Annotated in this window: 23 protein-coding genes and 1 riboswitch; of the genes, 8 read left to right on the forward strand and 15 right to left on the reverse strand. The window is 28.4% G+C overall.

Going from position 1 to position 22,748, the window contains the following annotated elements; translation table 11 throughout:
* Nucleotides 1-160 precede the first annotated feature (160 nt).
* Genes I6E15_RS05085 through I6E15_RS05095 form a run of 3 tightly spaced genes read left to right on the forward strand, consistent with a single transcriptional unit; the run spans nucleotide 161 to nucleotide 3,501 of the window.
* Nucleotides 161-886 (forward strand): gamma-glutamyl-gamma-aminobutyrate hydrolase family protein, encoded by a 726-nt coding sequence (locus I6E15_RS05085; RefSeq protein ID WP_235245902.1) that lies wholly within the window; start codon nucleotides 161-163, stop codon nucleotides 884-886.
* Nucleotides 887-912: 26 nt separating this feature from the next.
* A complete protein-coding gene (locus I6E15_RS05090) occupies nucleotides 913-2,298 on the forward strand; it encodes a YfcC family protein (protein ID WP_235245910.1) in 1,386 nt (461 codons plus the stop codon).
* A 9-nt stretch (nucleotides 2,299-2,307) separates the two neighbouring features.
* Complete coding sequence (locus I6E15_RS05095) at nucleotides 2,308-3,501, forward strand: M20 metallopeptidase family protein (RefSeq protein WP_235245919.1); 1,194 nt, start codon at nucleotides 2,308-2,310, stop codon at nucleotides 3,499-3,501.
* A gap of 152 nt (nucleotides 3,502-3,653) precedes the next feature.
* Here I6E15_RS05095 and groL read toward each other — a convergent pair whose 3' ends face one another.
* On the reverse strand, nucleotides 3,654-5,264 hold the full coding sequence (gene groL / locus I6E15_RS05100; protein ID WP_235245926.1) for a chaperonin GroEL: 1,611 nt from the start codon (nucleotides 5,262-5,264) through the stop codon (nucleotides 3,654-3,656).
* 16 nt (nucleotides 5,265-5,280) lie between these two features.
* Nucleotides 5,281-5,553 (reverse strand): co-chaperone GroES, encoded by a 273-nt coding sequence (locus I6E15_RS05105; RefSeq protein ID WP_235245929.1) that lies wholly within the window; start codon nucleotides 5,551-5,553, stop codon nucleotides 5,281-5,283.
* 242 nt (nucleotides 5,554-5,795) lie between these two features.
* Here I6E15_RS05105 and I6E15_RS05110 point away from each other — a divergent pair, with 242 nt between their 5' ends.
* Genes I6E15_RS05110 through I6E15_RS05120 form a run of 3 tightly spaced genes read left to right on the forward strand, consistent with a single transcriptional unit; the run spans nucleotide 5,796 to nucleotide 7,625 of the window.
* Nucleotides 5,796-6,668, forward strand: coding sequence for a YitT family protein (locus tag I6E15_RS05110; RefSeq protein WP_177160891.1), 873 nt, complete (start codon nucleotides 5,796-5,798; stop codon nucleotides 6,666-6,668).
* An 11-nt stretch (nucleotides 6,669-6,679) separates the two neighbouring features.
* On the forward strand, nucleotides 6,680-6,871 hold the full coding sequence (locus tag I6E15_RS05115; protein WP_235245931.1) for a hypothetical protein: 192 nt from the start codon (nucleotides 6,680-6,682) through the stop codon (nucleotides 6,869-6,871).
* A 55-nt stretch (nucleotides 6,872-6,926) separates the two neighbouring features.
* Complete coding sequence (locus I6E15_RS05120) at nucleotides 6,927-7,625, forward strand: 5'-methylthioadenosine/adenosylhomocysteine nucleosidase (protein ID WP_235245946.1); 699 nt, start codon at nucleotides 6,927-6,929, stop codon at nucleotides 7,623-7,625.
* Nucleotides 7,626-7,679: 54 nt separating this feature from the next.
* Here I6E15_RS05120 and I6E15_RS05125 read toward each other — a convergent pair whose 3' ends face one another.
* The 4 genes from I6E15_RS05125 to trhA form a co-directional block, all read right to left on the reverse strand.
* Entirely contained in the window at nucleotides 7,680-7,883 is a 204-nt protein-coding gene (locus tag I6E15_RS05125; protein ID WP_177160889.1) for a cold-shock protein, read from the reverse strand.
* Nucleotides 7,884-8,060: 177 nt separating this feature from the next.
* On the reverse strand, nucleotides 8,061-10,550 hold the full coding sequence (locus I6E15_RS05130) for an AMP-binding protein (RefSeq protein WP_235245955.1): 2,490 nt from the start codon (nucleotides 10,548-10,550) through the stop codon (nucleotides 8,061-8,063).
* Nucleotides 10,551-10,563: 13 nt separating this feature from the next.
* Nucleotides 10,564-10,710 carry a hypothetical protein gene (locus I6E15_RS05135; RefSeq protein WP_235245958.1) on the reverse strand — a complete coding sequence of 49 codons (147 nt, stop codon included), beginning with the start codon at nucleotides 10,708-10,710 and terminating at the stop codon, nucleotides 10,564-10,566.
* Between the two features lie 15 nt (nucleotides 10,711-10,725).
* Nucleotides 10,726-11,355, reverse strand: a complete 630-nt coding sequence (gene trhA, locus I6E15_RS05140) for a PAQR family membrane homeostasis protein TrhA (protein ID WP_235245966.1) — start codon at nucleotides 11,353-11,355, stop codon at nucleotides 10,726-10,728.
* A 164-nt stretch (nucleotides 11,356-11,519) separates the two neighbouring features.
* Here trhA and I6E15_RS05145 point away from each other — a divergent pair, with 164 nt between their 5' ends.
* Nucleotides 11,520-12,086, forward strand: coding sequence for a nitroreductase family protein (locus I6E15_RS05145; RefSeq protein WP_177160886.1), 567 nt, complete (start codon nucleotides 11,520-11,522; stop codon nucleotides 12,084-12,086).
* Nucleotides 12,087-12,153: 67 nt separating this feature from the next.
* Here the strand turns inward: I6E15_RS05145 and I6E15_RS05150 are convergent, their stop codons facing one another.
* From I6E15_RS05150 to I6E15_RS05185, 8 genes are all read right to left on the reverse strand, one after another.
* On the reverse strand, nucleotides 12,154-14,691 hold the full coding sequence (locus I6E15_RS05150) for a hypothetical protein (RefSeq protein ID WP_235245984.1): 2,538 nt from the start codon (nucleotides 14,689-14,691) through the stop codon (nucleotides 12,154-12,156).
* The gene (locus I6E15_RS05155) at nucleotides 14,688-15,260 is read right to left on the reverse strand and encodes a DUF4402 domain-containing protein (protein WP_235245993.1); all 573 of its coding nucleotides are present in this window, start codon (nucleotides 15,258-15,260) and stop codon (nucleotides 14,688-14,690) included. Before I6E15_RS05155 ends, I6E15_RS05150 begins: the two co-directional genes overlap by 4 nt.
* A 312-nt stretch (nucleotides 15,261-15,572) precedes the next feature.
* Nucleotides 15,573-16,322: a molecular chaperone gene (locus tag I6E15_RS05160; RefSeq protein WP_235246002.1), complete on the reverse strand. Its 750-nt coding sequence runs from the start codon at nucleotides 16,320-16,322 to the stop codon at nucleotides 15,573-15,575.
* A 68-nt stretch (nucleotides 16,323-16,390) separates the two neighbouring features.
* Nucleotides 16,391-16,936, reverse strand: coding sequence for a DUF4402 domain-containing protein (locus I6E15_RS05165; protein WP_235246009.1), 546 nt, complete (start codon nucleotides 16,934-16,936; stop codon nucleotides 16,391-16,393).
* Between the two features lie 107 nt (nucleotides 16,937-17,043).
* Nucleotides 17,044-17,119: riboswitch (cyclic di-GMP riboswitch) on the reverse strand.
* 103 nt (nucleotides 17,120-17,222) lie between these two features.
* On the reverse strand, nucleotides 17,223-17,876 hold the full coding sequence (locus I6E15_RS05170) for an NUDIX hydrolase (RefSeq protein WP_235246030.1): 654 nt from the start codon (nucleotides 17,874-17,876) through the stop codon (nucleotides 17,223-17,225).
* A 19-nt stretch (nucleotides 17,877-17,895) separates the two neighbouring features.
* Nucleotides 17,896-18,366, reverse strand: a complete 471-nt coding sequence (gene ybaK, locus I6E15_RS05175) for a Cys-tRNA(Pro) deacylase (RefSeq protein ID WP_177160882.1) — start codon at nucleotides 18,364-18,366, stop codon at nucleotides 17,896-17,898.
* The gene (locus I6E15_RS05180; RefSeq protein WP_177160881.1) at nucleotides 18,353-18,826 is read right to left on the reverse strand and encodes a threonine/serine exporter family protein; all 474 of its coding nucleotides are present in this window, start codon (nucleotides 18,824-18,826) and stop codon (nucleotides 18,353-18,355) included. The genes ybaK and I6E15_RS05180 overlap by 14 nt, the downstream gene beginning before the upstream one ends.
* The gene (locus I6E15_RS05185) at nucleotides 18,826-19,611 is read right to left on the reverse strand and encodes a threonine/serine ThrE exporter family protein (RefSeq protein WP_235246039.1); all 786 of its coding nucleotides are present in this window, start codon (nucleotides 19,609-19,611) and stop codon (nucleotides 18,826-18,828) included. The genes I6E15_RS05180 and I6E15_RS05185 overlap by 1 nt, the downstream gene beginning before the upstream one ends.
* 245 nt (nucleotides 19,612-19,856) lie before the next feature.
* Between I6E15_RS05185 and I6E15_RS05190 the strand changes: the two genes are divergently transcribed.
* A complete protein-coding gene (locus tag I6E15_RS05190; RefSeq protein ID WP_235246048.1) occupies nucleotides 19,857-21,218 on the forward strand; it encodes an MATE family efflux transporter in 1,362 nt (453 codons plus the stop codon).
* 255 nt (nucleotides 21,219-21,473) lie between these two features.
* Here I6E15_RS05190 and I6E15_RS05195 read toward each other — a convergent pair whose 3' ends face one another.
* Nucleotides 21,474-22,169 carry a Bax inhibitor-1/YccA family protein gene (locus I6E15_RS05195; protein ID WP_235246056.1) on the reverse strand — a complete coding sequence of 232 codons (696 nt, stop codon included), beginning with the start codon at nucleotides 22,167-22,169 and terminating at the stop codon, nucleotides 21,474-21,476.
* Nucleotides 22,170-22,748: the final 579 nt, after the last annotated feature.

The following is a 22,748-nucleotide window of genomic DNA, read 5'->3' on the forward strand; positions in this document are numbered from 1 at the left end:
TAATATAAATAGGGTATTTTTTTAATTTACCCTATTTTTTTAATTAATTTTTTGGGAAACCTCAATTTTTTATGGGGTATTCTTTTAATTTACTTTGGCACAATAATTGCTTGAATATATCATATCAAATATATTTTAAAGAAAGGAGAACGATTCATTTATGAAACCTATAATCGGAATATCTACAAGTTTTCTTACAATGGAAAATGGAATGATGCCGGGCTTAGATAGAGTTTATGTTAATCATGACTATGTTAAAGCTGTAGAAAAAGCTGGGGGAATACCTCTAATGCTTCCACCAATTACAAATGAAGAAGATATCAAATCTCAATGTGATTTATGTGATGGATTTATTTTTTCTGGAGGTGTAGACATCAATCCTATCTACTATGGAGAAGACCCTCATATTAAATTAGGAGCTACTAATTCTGAATTAGATAAATATCAATTAGCTCTTTGTAAACTTATTGTAGAAAAAAATAAACCTCTTTTAGGAATTTGTAGAGGACATCAAATTTTAAATGTGGCTTTAGGAGGAACTTTATTTCAAGATTTAAATGCTCTTTCTTACATTGCTTTTAACCATGTTCAAAAAAGCAAAAGACATGAAGCTAGCCATAAAGTTTCTTTAAAAGAAAATTCAATTTTATCTGAAATTTTTGGTAAAGAAATTTTTGTAAATAGTTATCACCATCAAAGTGTAGCAAAATTAGGAAAAGATTTAGAAATTATTGCTACATCTAATGATGATATAGTTGAATCTATTCAGCTAAAAAATAAAAAATTTATTTTGGGAGTTCAATGGCACCCAGAAATGTTATTAACTGATTCTGACGAGATGCTACCTCTATTCAAAAAATTAATAGAGATAAGCACAATTAAATAAAAATAAATTTTAGAGGTGATTTTATAATGAAAAAAAATAACGAGAAAAAAATAAGTAAAGCTTCCAATCCATTTATATTACTTTTTATTCTTATAGCTATTGTATATCTTTTATCTTTTATAATTCCATCTGGAGCTTATGATAGAATAGGAAAAATAATAGATCCAAATTCTTTCCATTATGTTAATAAAGAATTTTTATCTCCTCTTAAAGTTTTAAATGATCTTCCTATAACAGCATATAGAAGTATGGGTAAACTTTTCATAACTATGATGATCGTTGGAGGAACTATAAGTGTTGTGCAAGATACAAAAGCTATGGATATGGGAATATATGCTTTAACCAAAAAAATGGGAGACAAAGCAGTTTTTATAATTCCTTTATTACTTGCTTTCACTGGATTTTTAGGAACAGCTTCTGTTATGATCTCTACTGTAATAGCTTTTATTCCTCTTGGAATAACTATTGCTAGAAGACTTGATATTGATAATATATTTGCTGTTGGACTTATGTTTTTAGGTTCATACACTGGATTTATGTCTTCACCAATTTCTCCAATAACTACGGCACTAGCTCAAGAATTATCTGGAATTCCACCATTATCAGGTTTTAAATTCCGTTTAATTTTAACTTTAATTTTACTTTCAATAACTGCTTTTTACTTAACCTTCTACGCTTATAGAGTAAGACATGATAAAAGTAAAAGTGTTATGGATAAAATAACTTTAGATTCTTTTGGGGAGTTAGAAGATTTATCTAATGAAAAATTTACTGTAACTCACGGACTGGTTTTATTTATTTTCTTTGCTGCTTTCGTTTTATTCTCATATGGTTCAGCAAACTGGAAATTTGGAGTAAGTCAACTAGCTTCTGTTATGTTGCCAACTTCTTTCCTTTGTGGTTTAGTTTCAAGAAAAAGTGTTGATGAAATTTGTAAATCAATGATAAAAGGTGCTCAAGGAATGGCAAATCCTATATTATTTATGCTATTTGCTACAACTATAACTGTTATATTAGAAGGTTCTGGTATTCTTGATACTATTGTTTATTATGTTTCAATTCCTCTAGCTTCTCTTGGAGAACAAATGGCTGCAATAGGTATGTTTATTGCAAATGCAATTATAAATCTTGGAATTGGATCTGGTTCTGGTCAAGCAGTTGTTGTTATGCCGATAATGGCTCCTCTTGCAGATGTTGTTAATGTTACAAGACAAACCGCTGTTCTTGCTTATCAACTAGGAGATGGATATACAAATCTTTTAAATCCAATAAATGTTATGTTATTAGGTAGCCTTACTGTTGCAAAAGCATCTTTGAAAGATTGGTTTAAACTTATTTATCCACTATATATTGCATTTCTTATAGTAATTATAGCTTCTCTTTCAATTGCTGTATCTATTGGTTGGGCTTAGGAGGAAATTATGAATATAGAAAAAATTAAAAGTTTATCTGAAAAATACAAAAATAAAGTTATAGAACTTAGAAGAACCATACATGCTAATCCAGAATTATCATTTCAAGAATATAAAACTTCTGAATTGGTGAAAAAAGAACTTCTTTCATTAGGTTTAGAAGTTAAAGACAATATAGCAAAAACAGGAATTATTGCTATATTAAAAGGTAAAGGCGAAGGAAAAACTCTTTTACTTAGAGCTGATATGGATGCTCTTCCTTTACAAGAAGAAGCTCCTGTAGATTATATTTCAAAAAATCCCGGTGTAATGCACGCTTGTGGACATGATTTCCATACTGCAAATTTACTTGGTGTGGCTATGATTTTAAATGAAATGAAAGATGATTTTTCTGGTACAGTAAAATTTGTCTTCCAACCTGCTGAAGAAAATGGTGGCGGAGGAAGAAGCATGGTCAATGAAGGAGTTTTAGAAAATCCTAAAGTTGATGCTGCTATGGCTCTTCATGTTATGCCAGAACTTGAAGGAATTGTATCTTTAGGATATGGCGCTTCATCTGCTTACTCAGATGGATTTACTTTAAAAATTCATGGAAAAAAAGCTCATACTTCAAAACCTCAAGATGGAGTTGATGCAATTTTAATAGCTGGACATATTATAGTTGCTCTACAATCAATTCTTACTAGAAATATTGATCCTTTTGCAATAAGTACTTTCTCTTTAGGAAAAATTTCTGGTGGAAGTGCTCCTAATATAGTTCCTGACTATGTAGAAATTAATGGAATGATGAGAAACTTAGATAAAACTGCTAGACAAACTTTAATAGAAAATATTGAAAAAATATCAAAATCTATTGCTGAATCTATGGGTGGATCTTTAGAGTTTCTTTTTAAAGAAGGATATCCATCAGTTGTCAATGATACAGAGATGGTTGATTTAGTAAATAATTCTGCAAGAGAATACTATTCTTCAATCTATCCTAATGAAAATATCGACAAATTTATAAATTTAGGAACTAAACCAATGCTAGGTGCTGAAGATTTTGGATTCTTTGCTCAAAAAGTTCCAAGTTGCTTCTTCATAGTAGGTTCAGGAAATTACGCTCCTTCACATAATTCATGTTTTCAAATAAATGATGAAAAAATTACTACTACCACTCTTAGTGTAATGGTAAATTCCGCTATAAATTTTTTAAATAAATAATACCCCAAAAAAAGCCATATAATCAATAATTTTATTTACTGATTTATATGGCTTTTTCTTTTTTTGAAAGTTTGAAAGTTTTTTAAATTTGCCTAATATTTGCTATTTTTATATTAAAATTTATTGTTTCCCTAAAGTTAAAATTTAAAAGTTTACATCATTTCTGGCATACCTTGTGCAGGCATACTAGGTTTTTCCTCTTTTTTATCTGCTACCAATACTTCTGTTGTAAGAATTAATGCTGCTATTGAAGCTGCATTTTGTACAGCTGATCTAGTTACTTTTGTTGGGTCGATAATTCCTGCTGAAACCATATCAACATATTCTTCAGTGGCTGCATTAAGACCAAATCCATCTTCCATAGTTTTTACTTTTTCTACTACAACTCCACCATCAAGTCCAGCATTTGTAGCGATTTGTTTCATTGGAGCAAGAAGAGCTTTTTTAACTATTTCTACACCCATTCCTTCTTCTCCTTCAAGTTTAAAATCTTTTATAGCTTTTGCAATCTCTACAAGAGCTACTCCACCACCTGGAACTATTCCTTCTTCAACTGCTGCTCTAGTTGCGTTTAAAGCATCTTCTATTCTTAATTTTTTATCTTTCATCTCTGTTTCTGTTACAGCACCAACTTTAATTACCGCAACTCCACCAGAAAGTTTTGCTATTCTTTCTTGCATTTTTTCTTTATCATAATCAGAAGTTATATTTTCAAGTTGAGCTTTGATTTGAGCAACTCTTTCTTTGATATTTTCCTTTTCTCCTGCTCCATCAACTATTGTTGTAGAATCTTTGCTTACTTTTACTCTCTTAGCAGTACCAAGAACTGACATATCTGCTTCTTCTAATTTCATTCCTCTATCTTCAGAAATTACTGTAGCACCTGTTAATACTGCTATATCTTCTAATATTGCTTTTCTTCTATCTCCGAATGATGGAGCTTTTACAGCAACTAGATTTAATGTTCCACGGATACAATTTAGAACAAGAGTTGTTAGAGCTTCTCCTTCTAAATCATCAGCTATTAATAATAATGGTTTTGAAGTTTTTACAACTTTTTCAAGAATTGGTAAAAGTTCTTGAATATTTGTAATTTTTTTATCTGTTATCAGAATAAATGGATTTTCCATATCAGCTTCCATTCTTGTAGGGTCAGCCATATATGGAGAAACATATCCTTTATCAAATTGCATTCCCTCTACAACTTCTAGTGAAGTTTCAAAAGAACGAGCCTCCTCAACAGTTATAACTCCTGTTTCTCCTACTTTTGACATTGCCTCAGCTATAAGTCTTCCGATTTCTCCATCACCAGCAGAGATTGAAGCTACTTGTTCTATCTCTGAGTTTGATTCAACTTTTTTAGATTTTTCCTTTAATTTTTCTATAACTTTATCAACTGCTTTTTCTATACCTTTTTTTACAAACATTGGATTTGCACCAGAACTTACTATTTTTAGTCCCTCTTTTACAATAGCTTGAGCTAAAATTGTAGCAGTTGTAGTTCCATCTCCTGCAACGTCGTTAGCTTTTGTAGCCACTTCTTTTATAAGTTTTGCTCCCATATTTTCAAATGGATCTTCAAGTTCTATCTCTCTTGCGATAGATACTCCGTCATTTGTAATTAATGGAGAACCAAATCCTCTATCAAGAATTACATTTCTTCCTTTAGGTCCTAATGTAATTTTTACTGCATTAGCTAATGTATCAACACCTTTTTCTAATTTTTTTCTAGCTGTTTCATCAAATAATAATACTTTAGACATTTTCTTGCCTCCCAAATTAGTCTATAATTCCTAAAATATTTTCAAAATCAATTATCATAAATTCTTCGTTACCGTCGTGAACTTTTGTTGCACCATAACCAGTATAGATTATTTTATCTCCAACTTTAATCTCTTTCGCTACTTTTTCTCCAAGTCCAACAGCCACAACTTCAACTGTATTTGGATTTACTTTAGTGGAAGAAGCTGTCAAAATAATTCCACCTGATGTTTTTTCTTCAGCTTTTATAGCTTTTGCCACAACTCTTTCTCCAATAGGTTTAATACTCATTTTTCCAATTCCTCCTCATAAAATCTTTATATAATAATTTTTAAATTTTTTATTTTATTTTTTAGCACTCTTTATTAGTGAGTGCTAATAATTTCATAATGTAATAGTACCACTTATTAGAATATTTGTCAATATAATTTTTCATATTTTTTCAATATTTTTCATCTACTTGATAATTTAAAAAAAATAGATTATAATTGTAATAGACATTTTATTTTACTTGATTTTTTAGGAGATAAACTATGAAAAAAAAGATTAAAGATATATTTTCAGAAGTTAGTTATAAAGAGATTGTAAAAGATATTCTACTTATCACTTTTGGAGCTTTTGTCTATGCTTTTGGAGTAAATTATTTTTTTGTAGCTAACCAGATGGCTGATGGTGGAGTTGCAGGAATTTGCACCATTTTATATTATCTTTTTGAATTTAATATAAGTGTTACCTATGCTTGTATAAATATTCCTTTGGTTATAGCAGGATATAAATTAATCGGTGGAAAATTTATTATAAAAACTTTTTATGGAACTTTGGCTACATCAATAGCTTTTAGACTTTTACAAAATTGCCTTGGACCAATGGAAGATAAACTGATGGCAGCACTATTTGGTGGACTTTTAAGTGGTATTGGGCTTGGGACAATATTTATAGCTGGAGGATCTAGTGGTGGAGCTGATATTTTAGTTAAGATTTTTAATAAATTCTTCAATATTCCAGTTGGAAAATGTTTCTTAATTTTAGATACAATAGTTCTTGGACTTTTAGCTTTCTTCTTTGGAAAAGAGGTCTTTATGTACACTCTTGTTGGACTTTTCACTTCAGCAAAAGTTATTGATATTATACAAGATGGATTTGACTCAACAAAATCTATAAGTATAATCTCTGAGAAAAGTTTTGAGATAAAAGAAAAAATTATGGAAGAACTTGAGAGAGGTACTACAATCCTTAATGCAAAAGGTGGATTTAAAGGAGATCCTAAAGAAGTTATCTGTTGCATAGTTTCAAGATATGAGGTTACTGCTGTTAAAAAAATAGTAAGAAACATTGATAAAAAAGCATTTATTTTTATAAGTGATGTTTCTGAAGTTCTTGGTGAAGGATTTAAAAATATTGAATAGGGAGTTTTATTATGACTAGAGAAGAAATTCTAAGTTTAGATACTGAAATTGTAACAAAAGAAATTTTTGAAAATATTTTTGAAAGTGAATGTATAATCGGTTTTCAAAATGCTGGTAGAAGTGGGATATATGCTGGATATTTTTGGTATATTCTAACTCTTGATGATGGAACTGATATTAATTTATATTGTAAAGAAAGTTAATTAGTTAAAAACTATGCCTTGCATAGTATATTATAAAATTTATTAAGGAGAAAAAATGAAAATAGGAATTATCGGAGCTATGGACTCTGAAATCAATCTTTTAAAAGGTTCTATGAAAAATGTAAACTCTAAAAAAATAGGAAAAATAACTTTCTACGAGGGTGAACTTCAAGGAAAAAATGTTGTTTTATTTAGAACAGGAGTAGGAAAAGTTAATTCTGCTGTTGGAACAGATATTGCCATCAGAGAATTTGGTGTCGATAAAATAATCTTCACTGGAATTGCTGGAGCTATCGACCACAACTTAAATGTTCTTGACCTTGTAGTTTCTGATAAACTTGCTCAACACGACGTTGACCTTACAGCTTTTGGTTGTCCACTTGGACTTGTTGATGAAGAAGAATCACCTTTCTTCCCAGCTGACAGAGATTTAATTGAATTAGCAAAAAAATCTGCTATTAAAGTTTTAGGAGAAGATAAAGTTCACGTTGGAACTATAATATCTGGTGACCAATTTATCGCTGATAAACAAAAAGTTATATCTCTTGGAAACTCTTTTGAAGCTAAAGCTGTTGAAATGGAAGGAGCTGCTGTTGCTCAAGTAGCTTATGCTATGTATAAAGTTCCATTTGTAGTTTTAAGAACTATATCTGATAAAGCTGATGGTTCTGCTCAAATAAGTTATGAAGATTTAAAAACTGCTGCATCTGACCACTCGGCAAAAATCGTTTTAGAAATGTTAAATAATTTATAAAATAAAAAAACCTACTCAATCGAGTAGGTTTAATTTTTTCCTTTAATTTTTCAATTATCCAAGGATTTGTACGTTTGCAGCTTGAGGTCCTTTTTGTCCTTCTTTAACGTCGAAAGATACTTGTTGTCCTTCTTCTAAAGTTTTGAATCCTTCTTTTTTGATTTCAGAATAGTGAACGAATAAGTCTTTTCCTTCTTCAGAAGTGATAAATCCAAATCCTTTCTCAGCGTTAAACCATTTAACTGTTCCTTTGTTCATTTTGATACCTCCATAAAATACTTTTTGCATAGACGATTTCTCCATACTTAAATTTTACAAGGTACTAAAACAAACTTCAGTATTTTATCTCGATACCTTTACATTTTACAACTACTTCAATAATCTCTACTGCATAACCAATTATACTTTATTTAGGTTATTTTGTCAAGTTAATTTTTATTTTCCAGACTTCCAAACTCTTATAATTTCCTTGGAATTATTAACAATTTCTTCAACAGAAAGTCCACTAGGATTAACTTCTCCCAAAACTTCTAGTTTTATTTTTGCAGGTCTTGGGAATATACTTCCAAATGGCATAGATTCGTAAGCCCCATCTATTCCTAAAACTGTAACAGGAATATTCAGTTCTTTTGATAAAATTCCAAAGAATTTTTTGAAATCTTGTAATTTTCCGTCACGAGTTCTTGCTCCCTCTGGGAAGATTACTAAATTTTTTCCCTCTTTTAAAACTTCAGCAGAAATTTGTAAACTTTCTTTTAAATTTTCATTTATATCCATAAGAATTATATTTCCGTGGTTTGCCATAAATCTTAACCCTGCTTTATCAAAATGTTTTTTGATAGCAAAGTAATAAGTATTTTTTAGCATATCCCCTTTAAATAATCTTTGAACTGCAAAAGCGTCAATAAAACTTTCATGGTTACAGATTATTATTCTTGGCTCTTTAGAAAGTTTTTCTATTCCTTTTATTTTTAAACCTAGATAGAATTTTAAAATTGGAGCAAAGAAAATCTTAGTCAACCAAATCATATTTGATGATGGCAATGGATAATCAATAGATTCTTTTAAAATTTCTGACCAATTAATTTTTTCAAGGTGATATTCTTTACTATTTTTTCTTATATATTCACAAATATCTTTTATAACTTTTAAATCAATAGCTTCTTCCTCTTTTATTTTAAATCCAAAAGTTTTTTCAATAAATGAGTTTAATTGAATTATATCAAGGGAATCAAGTCCTAAATCTATCTCTATATGAGAATCTGGATAGATATTTTCTCCCTTTTCCTCTTTTATATATTGAGCTAAAGTTTGGAATTCTCTTGTTTTAGTTTCTGGATCTTCTGGTCTTTCTTTATGAGCGTTTTCTCCACCATCTTCAAGATTTTTTAATATATCCTTAAGCATAAATCTTCTCAATTTTCCAAGTTTCGTTTTTGGAAATTCATCTTTAACTATTTTAATCTCCAAAATTTTTCTATAAGCTGGAGCATTTATATTGTAAGAATCTATTATATCCCATTTTAATGTTTCTGTAATATTTGTTATACTTCTCTCTTTTATAAGTTTAAAATCTGGATAAACTAAAGCTAAAAGATGATTATTATGCTCCACAACAGCTATCTCTTTTATAAGGTCGCTTCCCTTAGCAATCTCATTTTCAATATCAATAGGATTTATATTTTTACCATTTGATAAAACTATCATCTCTTTTTTTCTACCGATTATAGTTATATATCCATTTTCTATTTTTCCTAAATCTCCAGTATGAAACCAACCATTTTCATCTTTAGCCTCTTTTGTTGCTTCAGGCTTATTATAATATTCTTTAAGGACATTTCTTCCTTTTACTAAAAGTTCTCCATCTTCAGCAATTTTCACTTCTACACCGGGGATTGTTTTTCCAACAGTTCCGATACAAACGTCATCTGGTCTTGTAAAAGCAATTATTGGAGATGTTTCTGTAAGTCCATATCCCTCAAGAACTTTTATTCCTAAAACTTTAAAATCGTCCATTATATTTGGATCAAGTTTTGCACCACCAGAAACTAAATATCTTATATTTCCTCCAAGAGCTTGATGAACTTTTTTGAAAACTATTTTACTTAGAGTTACACTTTTTACTTTTTTACAAAGTTCAAATAAAAGATTAGCAATCTTGCTACTTTTTATTTTTTCCATAAGTCCCTTGTGAATCATTTCCCAAAGTCTTGGAACTCCAACAACTATTGTTATCTTATATTTTTGTAAAGCTCCTAAGATAGCACTAGCCGAAAGCTCATCAATTAAAACAACTAAAGTTCCAATATGGATTGCCATCAAAAGATTTATTGAAAGTGGCAATACGTGATGATATGGAAGAAGTGCCAAAAGTCTATCTTTTGGAGTTGCCATTTTTATCTCAATTATCGCATCAACATTTGACATAAGGTTATCAAAAGTAAGAACAACTCCTTTTGGTTTTCCAGTTGTTCCAGAGGTATAAAGTAAAACTCCTATATCTTCAGGTTCTGGAGAATAAATCACATACTCATCAACCTCGAAATCTTCTGGAGATTTTATCTCATCACAATTTATAATCCTAATATTTTTTCCACTTAATTTTATTGCTTCCTCTACCACTTTAAGATTTTTATTTGAAGTCATAATAACTTTTGGATCAGCGTCAGTTAAAATATATTCTAATTCCTCTGCTGTATATCCTGCATCAATATTTATTGGTACACCTTTGCTATTCCAAATTCCAAAAAAGCTACAGATAAACTCTGGACGATTTTCCATAAAGTTTACTACTTTTTCTCCCTTTTCTATCCCTAAAACTTTTGAGATATATTTTGCCTCTCTTATTAAATCCTTGTAAGTATACTCTTTGTTTTTATAAAATACGGCTTCCTTATTAAAGTCTGTAACAAATTTTATCGCCATATTCTGCTCCTTTCTATAAGTTATCAATCATCTCTTCAAGTTCTTTTTTGTCCTCTGTTGTAAGATCAATACCTCTTTTTAATTTTTTTAAAATTTCTGAATCTTGACTACTCATACTTCTTTCTAAAATTTTTATTATCAGTTTTACATAAAAATTCATTCTGCCTCCCAAAAATTATACTGTTTCTGCTATATAATATATTGAAAGATAATTAAATAAACTTCCAAATATTACAAATATATGCCAAATTACATGGCTGTATTTTAAATTTTTCATCATATAAAATATCGTTCCAACTGTGTAAACTATTCCTCCTGCAACAAGATAATTAAATGATAAAACACTAAGTGACGCTTTCACATCTTTAAATACAAAAACAACCATCCAACCCATTATTAGATATATAATAGTAGATAAAAGTTTTAGTTTTCCTGTAAAAAATATTTTATAAACTATTCCAAGAAGTGTACAACCCCATTGAATAAAAAAAACTATCCATCTAGTTTTGCCGTCTAAAATAGTAAATATATAAGGTGTATAGGAAGCTGATATTAAAATATATATTCCTATATGGTCAAGCTTTCTAAATAATTTTTTTAATTTTTCATTTACCAAAATATGATATGTACCTGACATCATATAAAGAAAAATTAGAGCCAAACCAAATATCACGCAACCAAAAGTATAACCAATCTTCCCAATTTTCACAGAATGTGTTACTATTAATATAAGACCTATCAAAGAAAAGATAGCTCCTGTGTAATGTGTTATGGCATTTAAGATTTCTTCAAGACTTCTTTTCATTTTATCCCTCCAATACTTGTAGTGATATGAGTATTGTACCATAATTTATTTGATTTTAATAGTTTTATTTAAAAATATAGATTTTTTTATTGATTGTTTTCTATTTATATATATTTAGATTTATTTTAGAATTATAACTACAAACTTAAAGGAGGTTTTATTAAATGGAAAAAGATATTTTTCTAAAAAACAGATCTTACAGAACTTTTTCTAATGAAAGAATTAATAAGGGTGAACTTTTAATGATGGTTGAGAATGCTAGACTCTCTGCCAGTGCTAGAAACTCCCAAAATATTCGTTATGCTTTGGTAGAAAATGAAGAAACTTGTGATAAAATATTTTCTCTTACAAAATGGGCTGGACTTTTAGAGTGGAATCCATCTTTGGAAGAATCACCAGTGGCATATATTGTAATGTGTTTACCTAATGATAAAACTCTTAATATGAATTATAATTATTTTGATATGGGGCTTTCTGCTCAAAATATTTTACTTACTGCAGTATCTATGGGATATGGTGGTTGTATCCTTGGAGCTTTCAATAAAAAAGAAGTTCACGATTTATTAAATATTCCTGAAAATTATAATTGTGAGATTCTGATTGCTCTTGGTAAACCTTTGGAGATCTCAACTGTTGTTGACGCTGTTGAGGGAAATATTGATTATTATAGAGATGTTGAAAAACGTCATAACTATGTGCCAAAAATTCCTTTAAACGAATTAATATTTTAATATTTTATAAAATAAAAAGACTGTTGCATTTTTTATTGAACTTGCAACAGTCCCTTTTTCTTTAATTCTATTTTCTTATTAAAACAGTATCAAATCCATCAAAATATTCTCCCATATCTGTTCCCAAAGTTTCAATTTTTACATCTACCTCAGGAAGAGAGAAACCAATTTCATCTTGTCCCAAATACTCAAATTTTATCTTATATTCCCCTGCTGGAACGCTTTCAAAGAAAAACATTCCATCAAACTCTGGTCTCACTTCATCAATTACCTTACCATCTTTTTCCAAAAGAATATTTACCATCGTTAATTTTTGCATAAATTCTCTTTCGGTAAAATCTTCACTCTTCCATATATTTCCAGCCACCATAGAAACAATATTTATAGGAATATCTATTCTCATTCCAGCTGATTTTCTAGTTTTTATTTTCAAAGTTTCCTTCAAATATTTTGTCATAGGATCAATAGTTCTTCTATCAACTTTTAATTCTATTACATTTGTAGAATATAATCCCTCTGCAATATAATCTCCATCTCCATTACTGTAGAATATTACATTATCCGCCATAATTCCTACATTGCTAAGAACTTCTTCTCCCTCATCAAAAACACCATTATTATTTGCGTCTAAGAATACTTTTCCATAAACCCAAGAATTTTTCAAAGAAATATTTTTACTAATTTGACGTTTTGGATCACTTAAATCTATTGTTTTATCCACTTGAATTCCTGTTCCATTTGAATGTTTTCCTTTTTCATCAAAGTTTGAACTTGAAGAAATTCTTGTATAAATAAAATCATCTAACTCAATATCAAAAGTTATTCCATATGTCGGTCTACGATAACCATCTCTATATCTCACTTCAAACCCTAAATCTGCATAAAGTTTATTTTTTACAATCTCCTGCCTTCTTAGGTTTGTCCTCAACGAATATTCCTTTATATAATCTCCATCATTAATTTTTTCTATTCTAGTATTTGCCATTATACTAAAACCATTGCTCCCCATATAACTTATATAGGGATTATAAGCTATTCTTTTATTATATCCGTTAATATTTTTTTCAACTCTTAATGAAGTATACAAAGGATAAAATATTGAAGTATCTATCAATCCATAAATATATTTTTCTGTTGCTCCAGTAGTTTCTTGAGTTTTACTTTCTCCAAACTCTATATAATTTCTTCCAAAAGATTTTCCAACAGAAACCGATTTATAATTTTTTATTTTATTATCTATATCAATTTTTTCCGAATATTCATTATAAGTATATTTTAAATTATAATCAAATATTTTTTGTTCTATTGTAGATTCAAAATTATTTTCGTGATTTTGATAATCATAATAATTTTTATATTGAATCATCAAAGGAAATTTATTTGTACCAGTTCTAAATAAAATATCATTCTCTAAAAACTTGTACTCCTCTCCCTCAACAGATGTAAGCCTCATTCCACCTATACCTAAAGTAATATTATCTGTAACTCCATAAAAATATTTTCCTACTCTTTGGTGGTCTTCAGTTCCATCAGTTTTTCCAACTTGTAAAGAATATCTATTTTTTCCTTTTTTCAACAAATCTGAATCTGATAAAGAATAAACAATTCTTTCTTCAATTCTTCCATTTCTATAATAAATTTTTAAAATATAGTTAGAATTAATAACTCCATCATTTACTCTAAATTCAAAATTTTTATCTCTAAATCCTTCATCACCATAATTTTTATAATCTAGTAAAAAATTATTTCTGTATAATTCAATACTTTCAGCATCTATTGCCTCACCTTTAACAATAGTAATTCCACCATCTCTTGTCATATAAGTCCCATTACTATCCAAACTAACCCCAATAGTTTTAGTTTCTACGTCCAAAAAACTCGGAATTATCAAAGAGAAATTTCCAAGAACTAAATCATTCCCACCTAAAATATTTGAGTATGTCAAATTTCCATAATCAATATCCCTTTCAGGTTTTATTCCCCCTGACATATAAAATTCTCCATAAAAAAGCTGAGATGCGTATTCATAATTTACATTATACGAATTATTTTTTAAATTTGGTTGTCTATATCCTAGTTTAACCAAACCGGGAGTAAATAATTTTCTCGGCATCTCTACATCTATTTTTTTCTCTTCCTCTTCCTTACTTAAATCCAATCTCAATCTATTAAGTTTCCCTTTTTCTCTCTTCTCATAAGGAAGTTCAAACCTTGGTTCAATAACAATTCTTAAATCTTCTGAAGAAAATTTTGCTGATTTAAAATTTAATTTTTCAGCTAATACCTCTAATTTTACATACAATTCATCATCTAAAATTGCACATTCATCATCTTCAAAAGTAATTTTTATTTCTTGCTTATCTATTTTTCCAAAAATCTTTTTTCTTTTTATATCCACATCTATATCATACAATTCCATAAAGTAAAAAAATGAATTCATTCCCAAATAAATTTCATCATTTAAACTATCATATTTTCCCATAAAAAAATCATCTGTTAAACTTTTTACTTTTAATTGTAGATAATAATCTTCTAATTCCATTCCCAATGTTGTAAAAGAAAAAGATACAGCACTCATTATTACAAAAATAAATTTTTTAATCATATATATCTTACCCTAACTGTAAACTTCCCTTCATAAACTCCTTCATTTATTCCTGAAGTATTAACGCTTCCATCAATTATAATTTTATCTGTTTTTCCTTCTGTTTTAATTGTTTCTGTTATAAATTTTTCTTCTCCAGATATTTCTTCTGTTTTATCTTTAAATTTTAATCCAACTGGAAGTTTACCATTTGATTTATTTGATATATCCACTGTTTTAGGTATTGTAACTTGTATAAAACTTCCATCACTTCCCCCTACCTCTATTTCAGCAGGTGTTTTAGCATTTGCTCCACTTCCTACAACAATAGTTCCAAAATCCATATGATTTATTACTTTGATTGTTAGCGGCTCTTTCACAGTTAAAGTGTCCACTATTGCTTCCACAACACTACTACTTCTAGTTAATTTTTCACGGACTTTCCCCAGTTTAACTCTTTTTAAACTGTTACTTTTTTCTTTATCCCAATAAAAAACCAAATTTCCTTTTATATTAAATTCCAGAGTATCTTGAAAATTTCCATTTTCATCTTTTGAAAATTTAATCTCAGTAGAATCTGTTTCAACCACACGAACATTTTCAACTCTAATAAAATTATCTCCATCACTACCATTTAAATTTCCAAAATCTATATATTGATTTTCAGTTGTGCTATCAGTTTTAACTCTTAATTTTGCTGTAAATTCTGCCCTAGTAGTAACCTTTCTTATAATAATTTCTTTACAATAAAAAGAAAGAATATCTGTTTCAATAGCTTGGACATATATAAAAGTTAATAAATATGTTAAAAAGAAAATTATATATCTATTCTTTTTTCCTATCTCAATTTTTATTTTTCTCTCCTCCTTTTTATTAATTTAATCACAACTAATTCTATTCAATTATTTTTTTATTCTTACTTTTTCTTCTTTTAATATATTATTCTTTTGGTCTAAAATTTTTACTTTTATACTTTTTCCTTTAGCATTAGCAACTTCTTTTACACCAAATCCTATTTGATTTTTTTTATTTCTTGTAGGAATTCCACATTTTCCTTTACTTAAAATATCTCCATTTTCATCTTCTACCACAAATTGATATTTAAATGAAGTATTTCCTTCAGATATTCCATCAAATCTTATTGATAAAATTCCATTTTCATAAGAAGTTTTAAAATTTTCTATTCTTCCTTTAAGAATTTCTTCTCCAATACTTCCATACACACTTATTCCTAATTCTGTCAGAATTGTTACTTTTGATGTTAATACTTCTTCAGAACTATTTTCTCCATAAGATTTTATTTCTGATGGAACTTCTTTAAAAATAATATAGCTTTTATATTCTCCATCTTTTAAATTTTGCCCTGGTTTTACTCTAAATCTTACTGTTTGTCTTCCTCCAGGTTTTATAGATACTATTTTTGGAAACACTACTATATTTGAATCTAAATTATATTCACTTCCAAAATCATTATCACTTTCTGTATATGTTTCTATTCTTAAAGGTTTTTTTGTGTTGTTAAAAATATAAACTTCATTTGTTACAACTTTATCAATTTTAATTTCAAATCTTGTAGGAGCAACTGCAAAATTAACTCCATACGCAAACATATTTATAAATAATAAGCTTAAAAATATATATAATTTTTTCAAAGCCAAATCCTCCTTATTTAGATAAATACTAAATAAGAGTCCGAAACTTTCGAACTCTTATTTTTTTATTAATAATATTTTGCTCTTATATAAAGTTTTCCAGTATAATCTCCCTCTTTTTGAGTTGCACTTGCTGTAGCTGTTCCACCTATCATAAATTCTTTTTTGTTTCCAGCTTCTAAAACATAAATTCCATTTGTAGTATCATCTCCAGGTGCTCCAGCTGTAAACATTGATAATTTTGTTGTAAGCTTTTCGTTATCAGTAGCTCCTGTTCCTGTTTTTAATATTACATTAAACTTATGTAATGATCCTGTATACTTTACATATTCTCCTTCTTCCGAAGTTTTTATTTCTATAAGTAATTTTTCACCTGTTGTTCCTAAAATATCTAATGGTACATTAGATTCATGAGTTATTTCTTCTCCTTGAATCATTGTTCCAAAATCCAAATGTGTAGCTACTATTTGTAATGGAGCTACTACTTTAGCTTTTACATTTACTACTCCTTCTACTGCGTCAGCAAATTTTTTTGCTGTTGTTGTTGTTGTTGTTGCAGCAAATGTTGCCATTGATAATGCCATAATTCCTGTTAATAATAATACTTTTTTCATAAATCTTCCTCACTCTTTTTCATTTAGTAATACTTTTTTTAAATCAAATTATAATTTTCTTGTGTAAAAAAACAGCATAAAAAATTACCCCTCTTGTGTAATTCTTAAGCTGCAACTGGCTGCCATTTTAAAGGCCCTATAGCTTTGTGTCATAACGTTTCCATTATTTTACTAAATTATATTTTTGAATCATTTCGTTTTTTTTTTTTTTTTTAAAATTTAATTGTTAAAATTTTTTATTTTTTTTTTTTGTTTTTTTTAATAATAACATAAATCACTTTTTTTGTCAAACATTTTTTTTCATATCTTTTGCCACAGAATAAATTATCTCTCCAGTAATTCCCCAAATCACTTCTCCAGCATAGTTATAAAAATAAATTTCTCTTTCTCTTCCCCAAGGTTTTTCATATCTATGTGGTATCCCCAGTTCTTCAACAGGAAAATTTTTTTCTTCATTTCCTTTTAAATATTTAGGTCTATTCTCCACCATTACTTTTTCTATTCTTGGTTCTGTCTCAAGAAAAAATTTAAGTGGCACTAAAAATATTTTTTCCACTTCATCTGGATTTAATTTTAATTCCTCATAACAAAAATTTTCAACCACTCCAAATTGTACATCTATAAGTTGCCCAGTAGGAATCAAAAGTTTTCCATAATGAACTACCTCAGTTATTCTCTCTTTTTTTATCCCCACTTCTTCAAAAGTTTCCCTTAAAGCTGTTTCTATACAATTTTTATCCTCTTTTTCAATTTTTCCACCGGGAAAAGATACTTCTCCCCCTTGAGCTATATTCATAGCTCTTTTTTCAAAAAGGATATTTATTTCATCTTCTATTTTACAAAACAAAACCATCACAGAATAATTTAATTTTTTCTCTTTTCCTATTATTCTATCTTTTCCATCTATCTCTTTAAAAAATTCATTCAATTTTCTTTCCAAAATTTTTTTCCTTTCCAGACTAAACTATCAGATCTCCAACTGTCATTTGAAGATAATCTATCAAATCTTTTGGTGACATCTCTATTTGTAGACCTCTCATTCCACCACTAAAAATTATAGTTTCATAGTTAAGTGCTGATTTATGAATAAAACTTAAATGTTTTTTCTTGATTCCAAGTGGCGAACAACCACCTCTTACATATCCAGTATAAGCTGTTAAATCTTTTAATGGTAACATCTCTACTTTTTTACAACCGGCAAGTTTTGCAAGTTTTTTTAAATCAATATTATCTCCACCGGGAATACAAACTACCAAAAATTCTTTTTTCTCATTTAATAAAGTCAATGTTTTAAATACTCTTTCTAATTCTAAACCTGTTTCCAAAGCCACGTGAATAGCACTTAAATCATTTTCATCAACTTTATATTCTCTCAAAGAATATTTTATCTTATGTTGGTCTAATTCCCTAACTGCATTAGTTTTTTTCAATTTTTTGCTCCTTTTCTTTTAATTTTTTTACTCTTTTTCCATATAATTTAAACATCTCTGTCACAATAACAAATCCAATTATTATAGCCACCGAAATTATAAAAGTTTCTGCTCCCTTTTCCATAGCTCTTGTATATTCTCCATTAAAAAGATAAAGCATTGTATAATATGCTCCTCCTCCGGGAACTAATGGTGTAAACGTCGGTATCAAAGCTGAAGTTACTGGAGTTTTTAAAATTCTAGCTATTATTTCCGAACCAAGAGTTACTACCACTCCTGCCAAAAAGAATGCAACTCCTATGCTAAATCCTAACTTTGAAGAAATAATATAAACCATCCAACCAAGTCCACCTACAAAAGAGGCTGACATAGCTATCATTCCTCTTACGTTAAATATTAGACAAAATCCATAAGTTGCCAGCGAAGAATATATAAATTGACCTATCATTTGAATTATCATTAGTAGATTACACCTCCCAAAGCAGTATAACAAGTAATAATAAATCCTGCTCCAATAGCTAAAGATGTGGCTATCATCAGAGCTTCCATAAGTCTTGAACTACCTGCTATCAAATCTCCTGCCACAAAATCTCTTATGGCATTAACAAACACAAGTCCTGGAACTAAATTCATAAGCGAGGCAATTATAATCGTTGAAGTTTTTTCTGTATATCCCAGATAAGTTCCAATACACGCCACCCCTGTACAAATTATACTTCCTGCAAGATTGACCATAACACCATTTAATCCAACTTTTCCCATTAGATAAGTTACTATTCCAGCAATCAATCCACCAATTCCACCAATTATAGCTTCATTAAATCCTCCACCGAATAAAAGTCCAATGAACATTGCTACAAAAACAAATCCAATTATATATCTATAAAGTTCTATATAAAAACTTTTATCTATCTTTCTCATTTTTTCATAAAATTCTTCAAAAGTATATTTATCTATCTCTCTTATAAGTTTATTTGCCTTATGAACTTTATTTAAGTTCCAACTTCTTTCAGTAACTCTTGTAACCAAAGATTGATATTGGCTATCTCTTCCTTTTACAGAAACAACTATACAAGTCAATGTAACAAAAGTTTCTATCTCATAACCATAGTGTCTTCCTACACGACAAATAACATCTTCAGCCCTATAGACTTCCCCTCCATTTTGAAGAATTAATTTTCCTGTATAAGAAGTTAATTCTAATATTTCACTTTCTATTCTATTTTCCATTTTTCTTGTATTCATCTAAATCCCCCAAAAAATGTTCTTTATAGTTGAATTATAACAAAAAATTGCATTTTAATCTAGTTATTAATTTTATCAATCCTGTTTTTCTTTAAATTTTTTTAAATATATTAATTTTATAATTTTAAAATTCTTTTGTATTGACTAATAACTCTTTTTTAAGTATAATATACAAAGTCAAAAGCAGGTGAGCGGCTATATTACCCACACTGCTTTTTTATTTTTAATTTTTTAAGGAGATATTTATGAAATTACTTTCACTTTTTAGTTTTGATAAAAAATTTATTAAAAATTTACTTATTTTATCTCTACCTCTTATAGGTCAAAATCTTATTACTTCCTCTCTAAATTTTTTAGATAATATTATGATTGGACATTTGGGAGAAACTTCCATTGCTGCTGTAGGACTTGCTAACCAATATTATCTGATGTTTTTCTTAACAACTTCTGCTGTTTGCGTCGGAGGAAGTGTACTTATATCTCAATTTTGGGGAAAGAAAGAGATATTTAATATAAAAAAATTTGCTGGAATTGGACTTATACTATCACTTTTATCATCAGTTTTTTTTACAAGTATCGCCCTTATTTTTCCAGAATTTATAATTGGGTTATTTGATAAAAATAAAGATGTTATATCAACTGGTTCTGCTTATTTAAGAGCTGTTGCACCTAGTTATATTTTTACTTGCCTATCTTTTAATTTCTGTGCTACTTTAAGAAGTACAGGTCAAACTTCTATTCCAATGAAAGGAAGTTTAATCGGATTTTTATTTAATGGTGTCCTTAACTATATTTTTATTTTTGGAAAATTTGGAATTGAGCCACTTGGAGTTGTTGGAGCTGCCCTTGGTACAACTTTTGCAAGACTTATAGAATTTTTATATCTAACATATATGGTTTATTTTAAAAATAATATTGTTAAAGCTAGTTTCCAAGAACTATTTGATTTTGATAAATATGATGTAAAACTTTTTATAAAAACTGCTCTCCCTGTAGTTGTAAACGATTTTATTTGGGTATCTGGAACTACTGCTTATTCAAAAGCTTATGCTGTACTTGGAACTGATGCTATAACTACTATGCAAGTTGCAAATATTACAAATAATCTTTTCTATATTTTTGGTGTAGGACTTGGAGTTGCAAGCTCTATTGTAATTGGAAATAGTATTGGTGAGGGAGATTCTATTGAGTCTGTCTATGAAAAAGGATTGAAAATGGGTTCTTTCTCTTTCTTAGTTGGTGTCGTTATGGGAGTTTTATTTTTCTTCACTGCTCCTTTTACAAATGTTTATTTTAATGTTTCACCAAGTATCAAACAAGATATTTTATCAGTTTTAAGAATTATGGCTTTTGTATTACCGTTTAAGTTTTTAGGAATGAGCTATATAATTGGAGCTTTCAGAGGTGGAGGAGATGTTTTATATGCCACTGTAACTGAGTTTATCGCTATGTGGTTTATTGCTATTCCAATGGGATTTGTATCAATATTTTTATTTGATGTAAATATTTCGATACTATATATTTTAATCTGTCTTGAAGAATTTGGAAAAATAATCATCGCTTATCCTAGATTTCTTTCTAGAAAATGGATAAAAGCTCTGGTTTAATCAGAATATAAAAAGAGATTGTTGCATTCTTTATTAAAAAGAATATAGATTAAAAATTACGGAAATTATGGAGAAAAATTAGATTTATAAAGCGACATTGAATGCTAAAAATCACAACTGTTTGAGCGTAGCGAGTTTTGTGATTTTAGTGAGATGAGCTTTAAATAAATCAATTTTTCGTAATCTGCAGTAATTTTTAATCTTATATTTCTTAAATTTGCAACAACCTCTTTATTTTTTATCTTAAATTTTTAACTAGTTTCTTCTCTTTGAAAAAATTCTTAGTAAGTATAAGAAAATGTTAATAAAATCTAAATATAATTCCAATGCACCAATTATACCTAACTTTTCAACCATTTCTGGATCTCCATCAGAAATTCTATAAGCAAGTTGTTTTATTTTATTAACATCATACACTGTTAAGGCAGAAAATACAACCACTCCACCTATTGAAACTATCCAATATAGCATTGGAGCTTTCAAGAAAATATTAAGAACACTTACTATCAAAAGAGTTAAAAGACTTGTTTTTAAATATCCACCATAATTGCTTAAATCCTCTTTTGTAGTATACCCATAGATTGCTAATAATCCAAACATAACTATTGTTATAGCTAAAGTATATCCTATCAAGAATATATCCCCGACAGCTAATCCTATCATCGAAAATACCAATCCATTTAAAATTGAATATACAAAAAATAAAATTTTTGCCGACATTGGAGATATTTTTTCAATTCGAGCTGATAACACCATCACAAGTATCACTTCAGCTATAAGTATAGCGTAGTATCCTCTTATAACAAAATTTATCAGATTATTATTAAAAAATATCATATACACAGGCACTAAAAAAGTAACTAATAAACCAAGTATCATATATAGAAATGAAGATCTTAATAGTTTATTACTACTAGCTGTCATTTCAAAATATCTTTGTTCATTCTCCATAAAAATCCCTCCTTAATTTCAATATATTTATTAGACTATTCCATCTATAAAAAAGTTATTTTATGTAATTTATAAAATATTATCTTTGTTTTTATTAAAATAATTTACTTCAAAATAATTTTATTTTTATAATTTATTAATAAAAAATTTTTTCAATTTTCTTAAAATTCTTTTTCATTATAAAAAGGATTATATTCCACTACAATTCCAACTGCTTTTTTCATATTCTCTCCATTTTTATTTTTCTCATCTAATTATATCACAAAAATATATTTTAATAAAATTCTTCTCTTTTTTTATTTTTCAAAAAAATAAAAAGTTGACTTGAAACTAATATTTCAAATCAACTCCACTATATAATATAAAAAATAATATATCTTAATATCTATCTCAATTCTATTTTAAAAATATCACACCACTTTTACATATAAAATAATTTTTCTATTCCTAAATTAAAAAATCAGCCTATAATTCCCTTAACTTTAGAACTTCTTCCTATGAATTTCCAACTTTTACAAAAAATTAAAAAGTTGGCAAGTTCCTATCCTCCCAGAGGGCTGCCCCCCAAGTACTTTCAGC

Source organism: Fusobacterium perfoetens, assembly GCF_021531475.1.
Taxonomy (GTDB): domain Bacteria; phylum Fusobacteriota; class Fusobacteriia; order Fusobacteriales; family Fusobacteriaceae; genus Fusobacterium_B.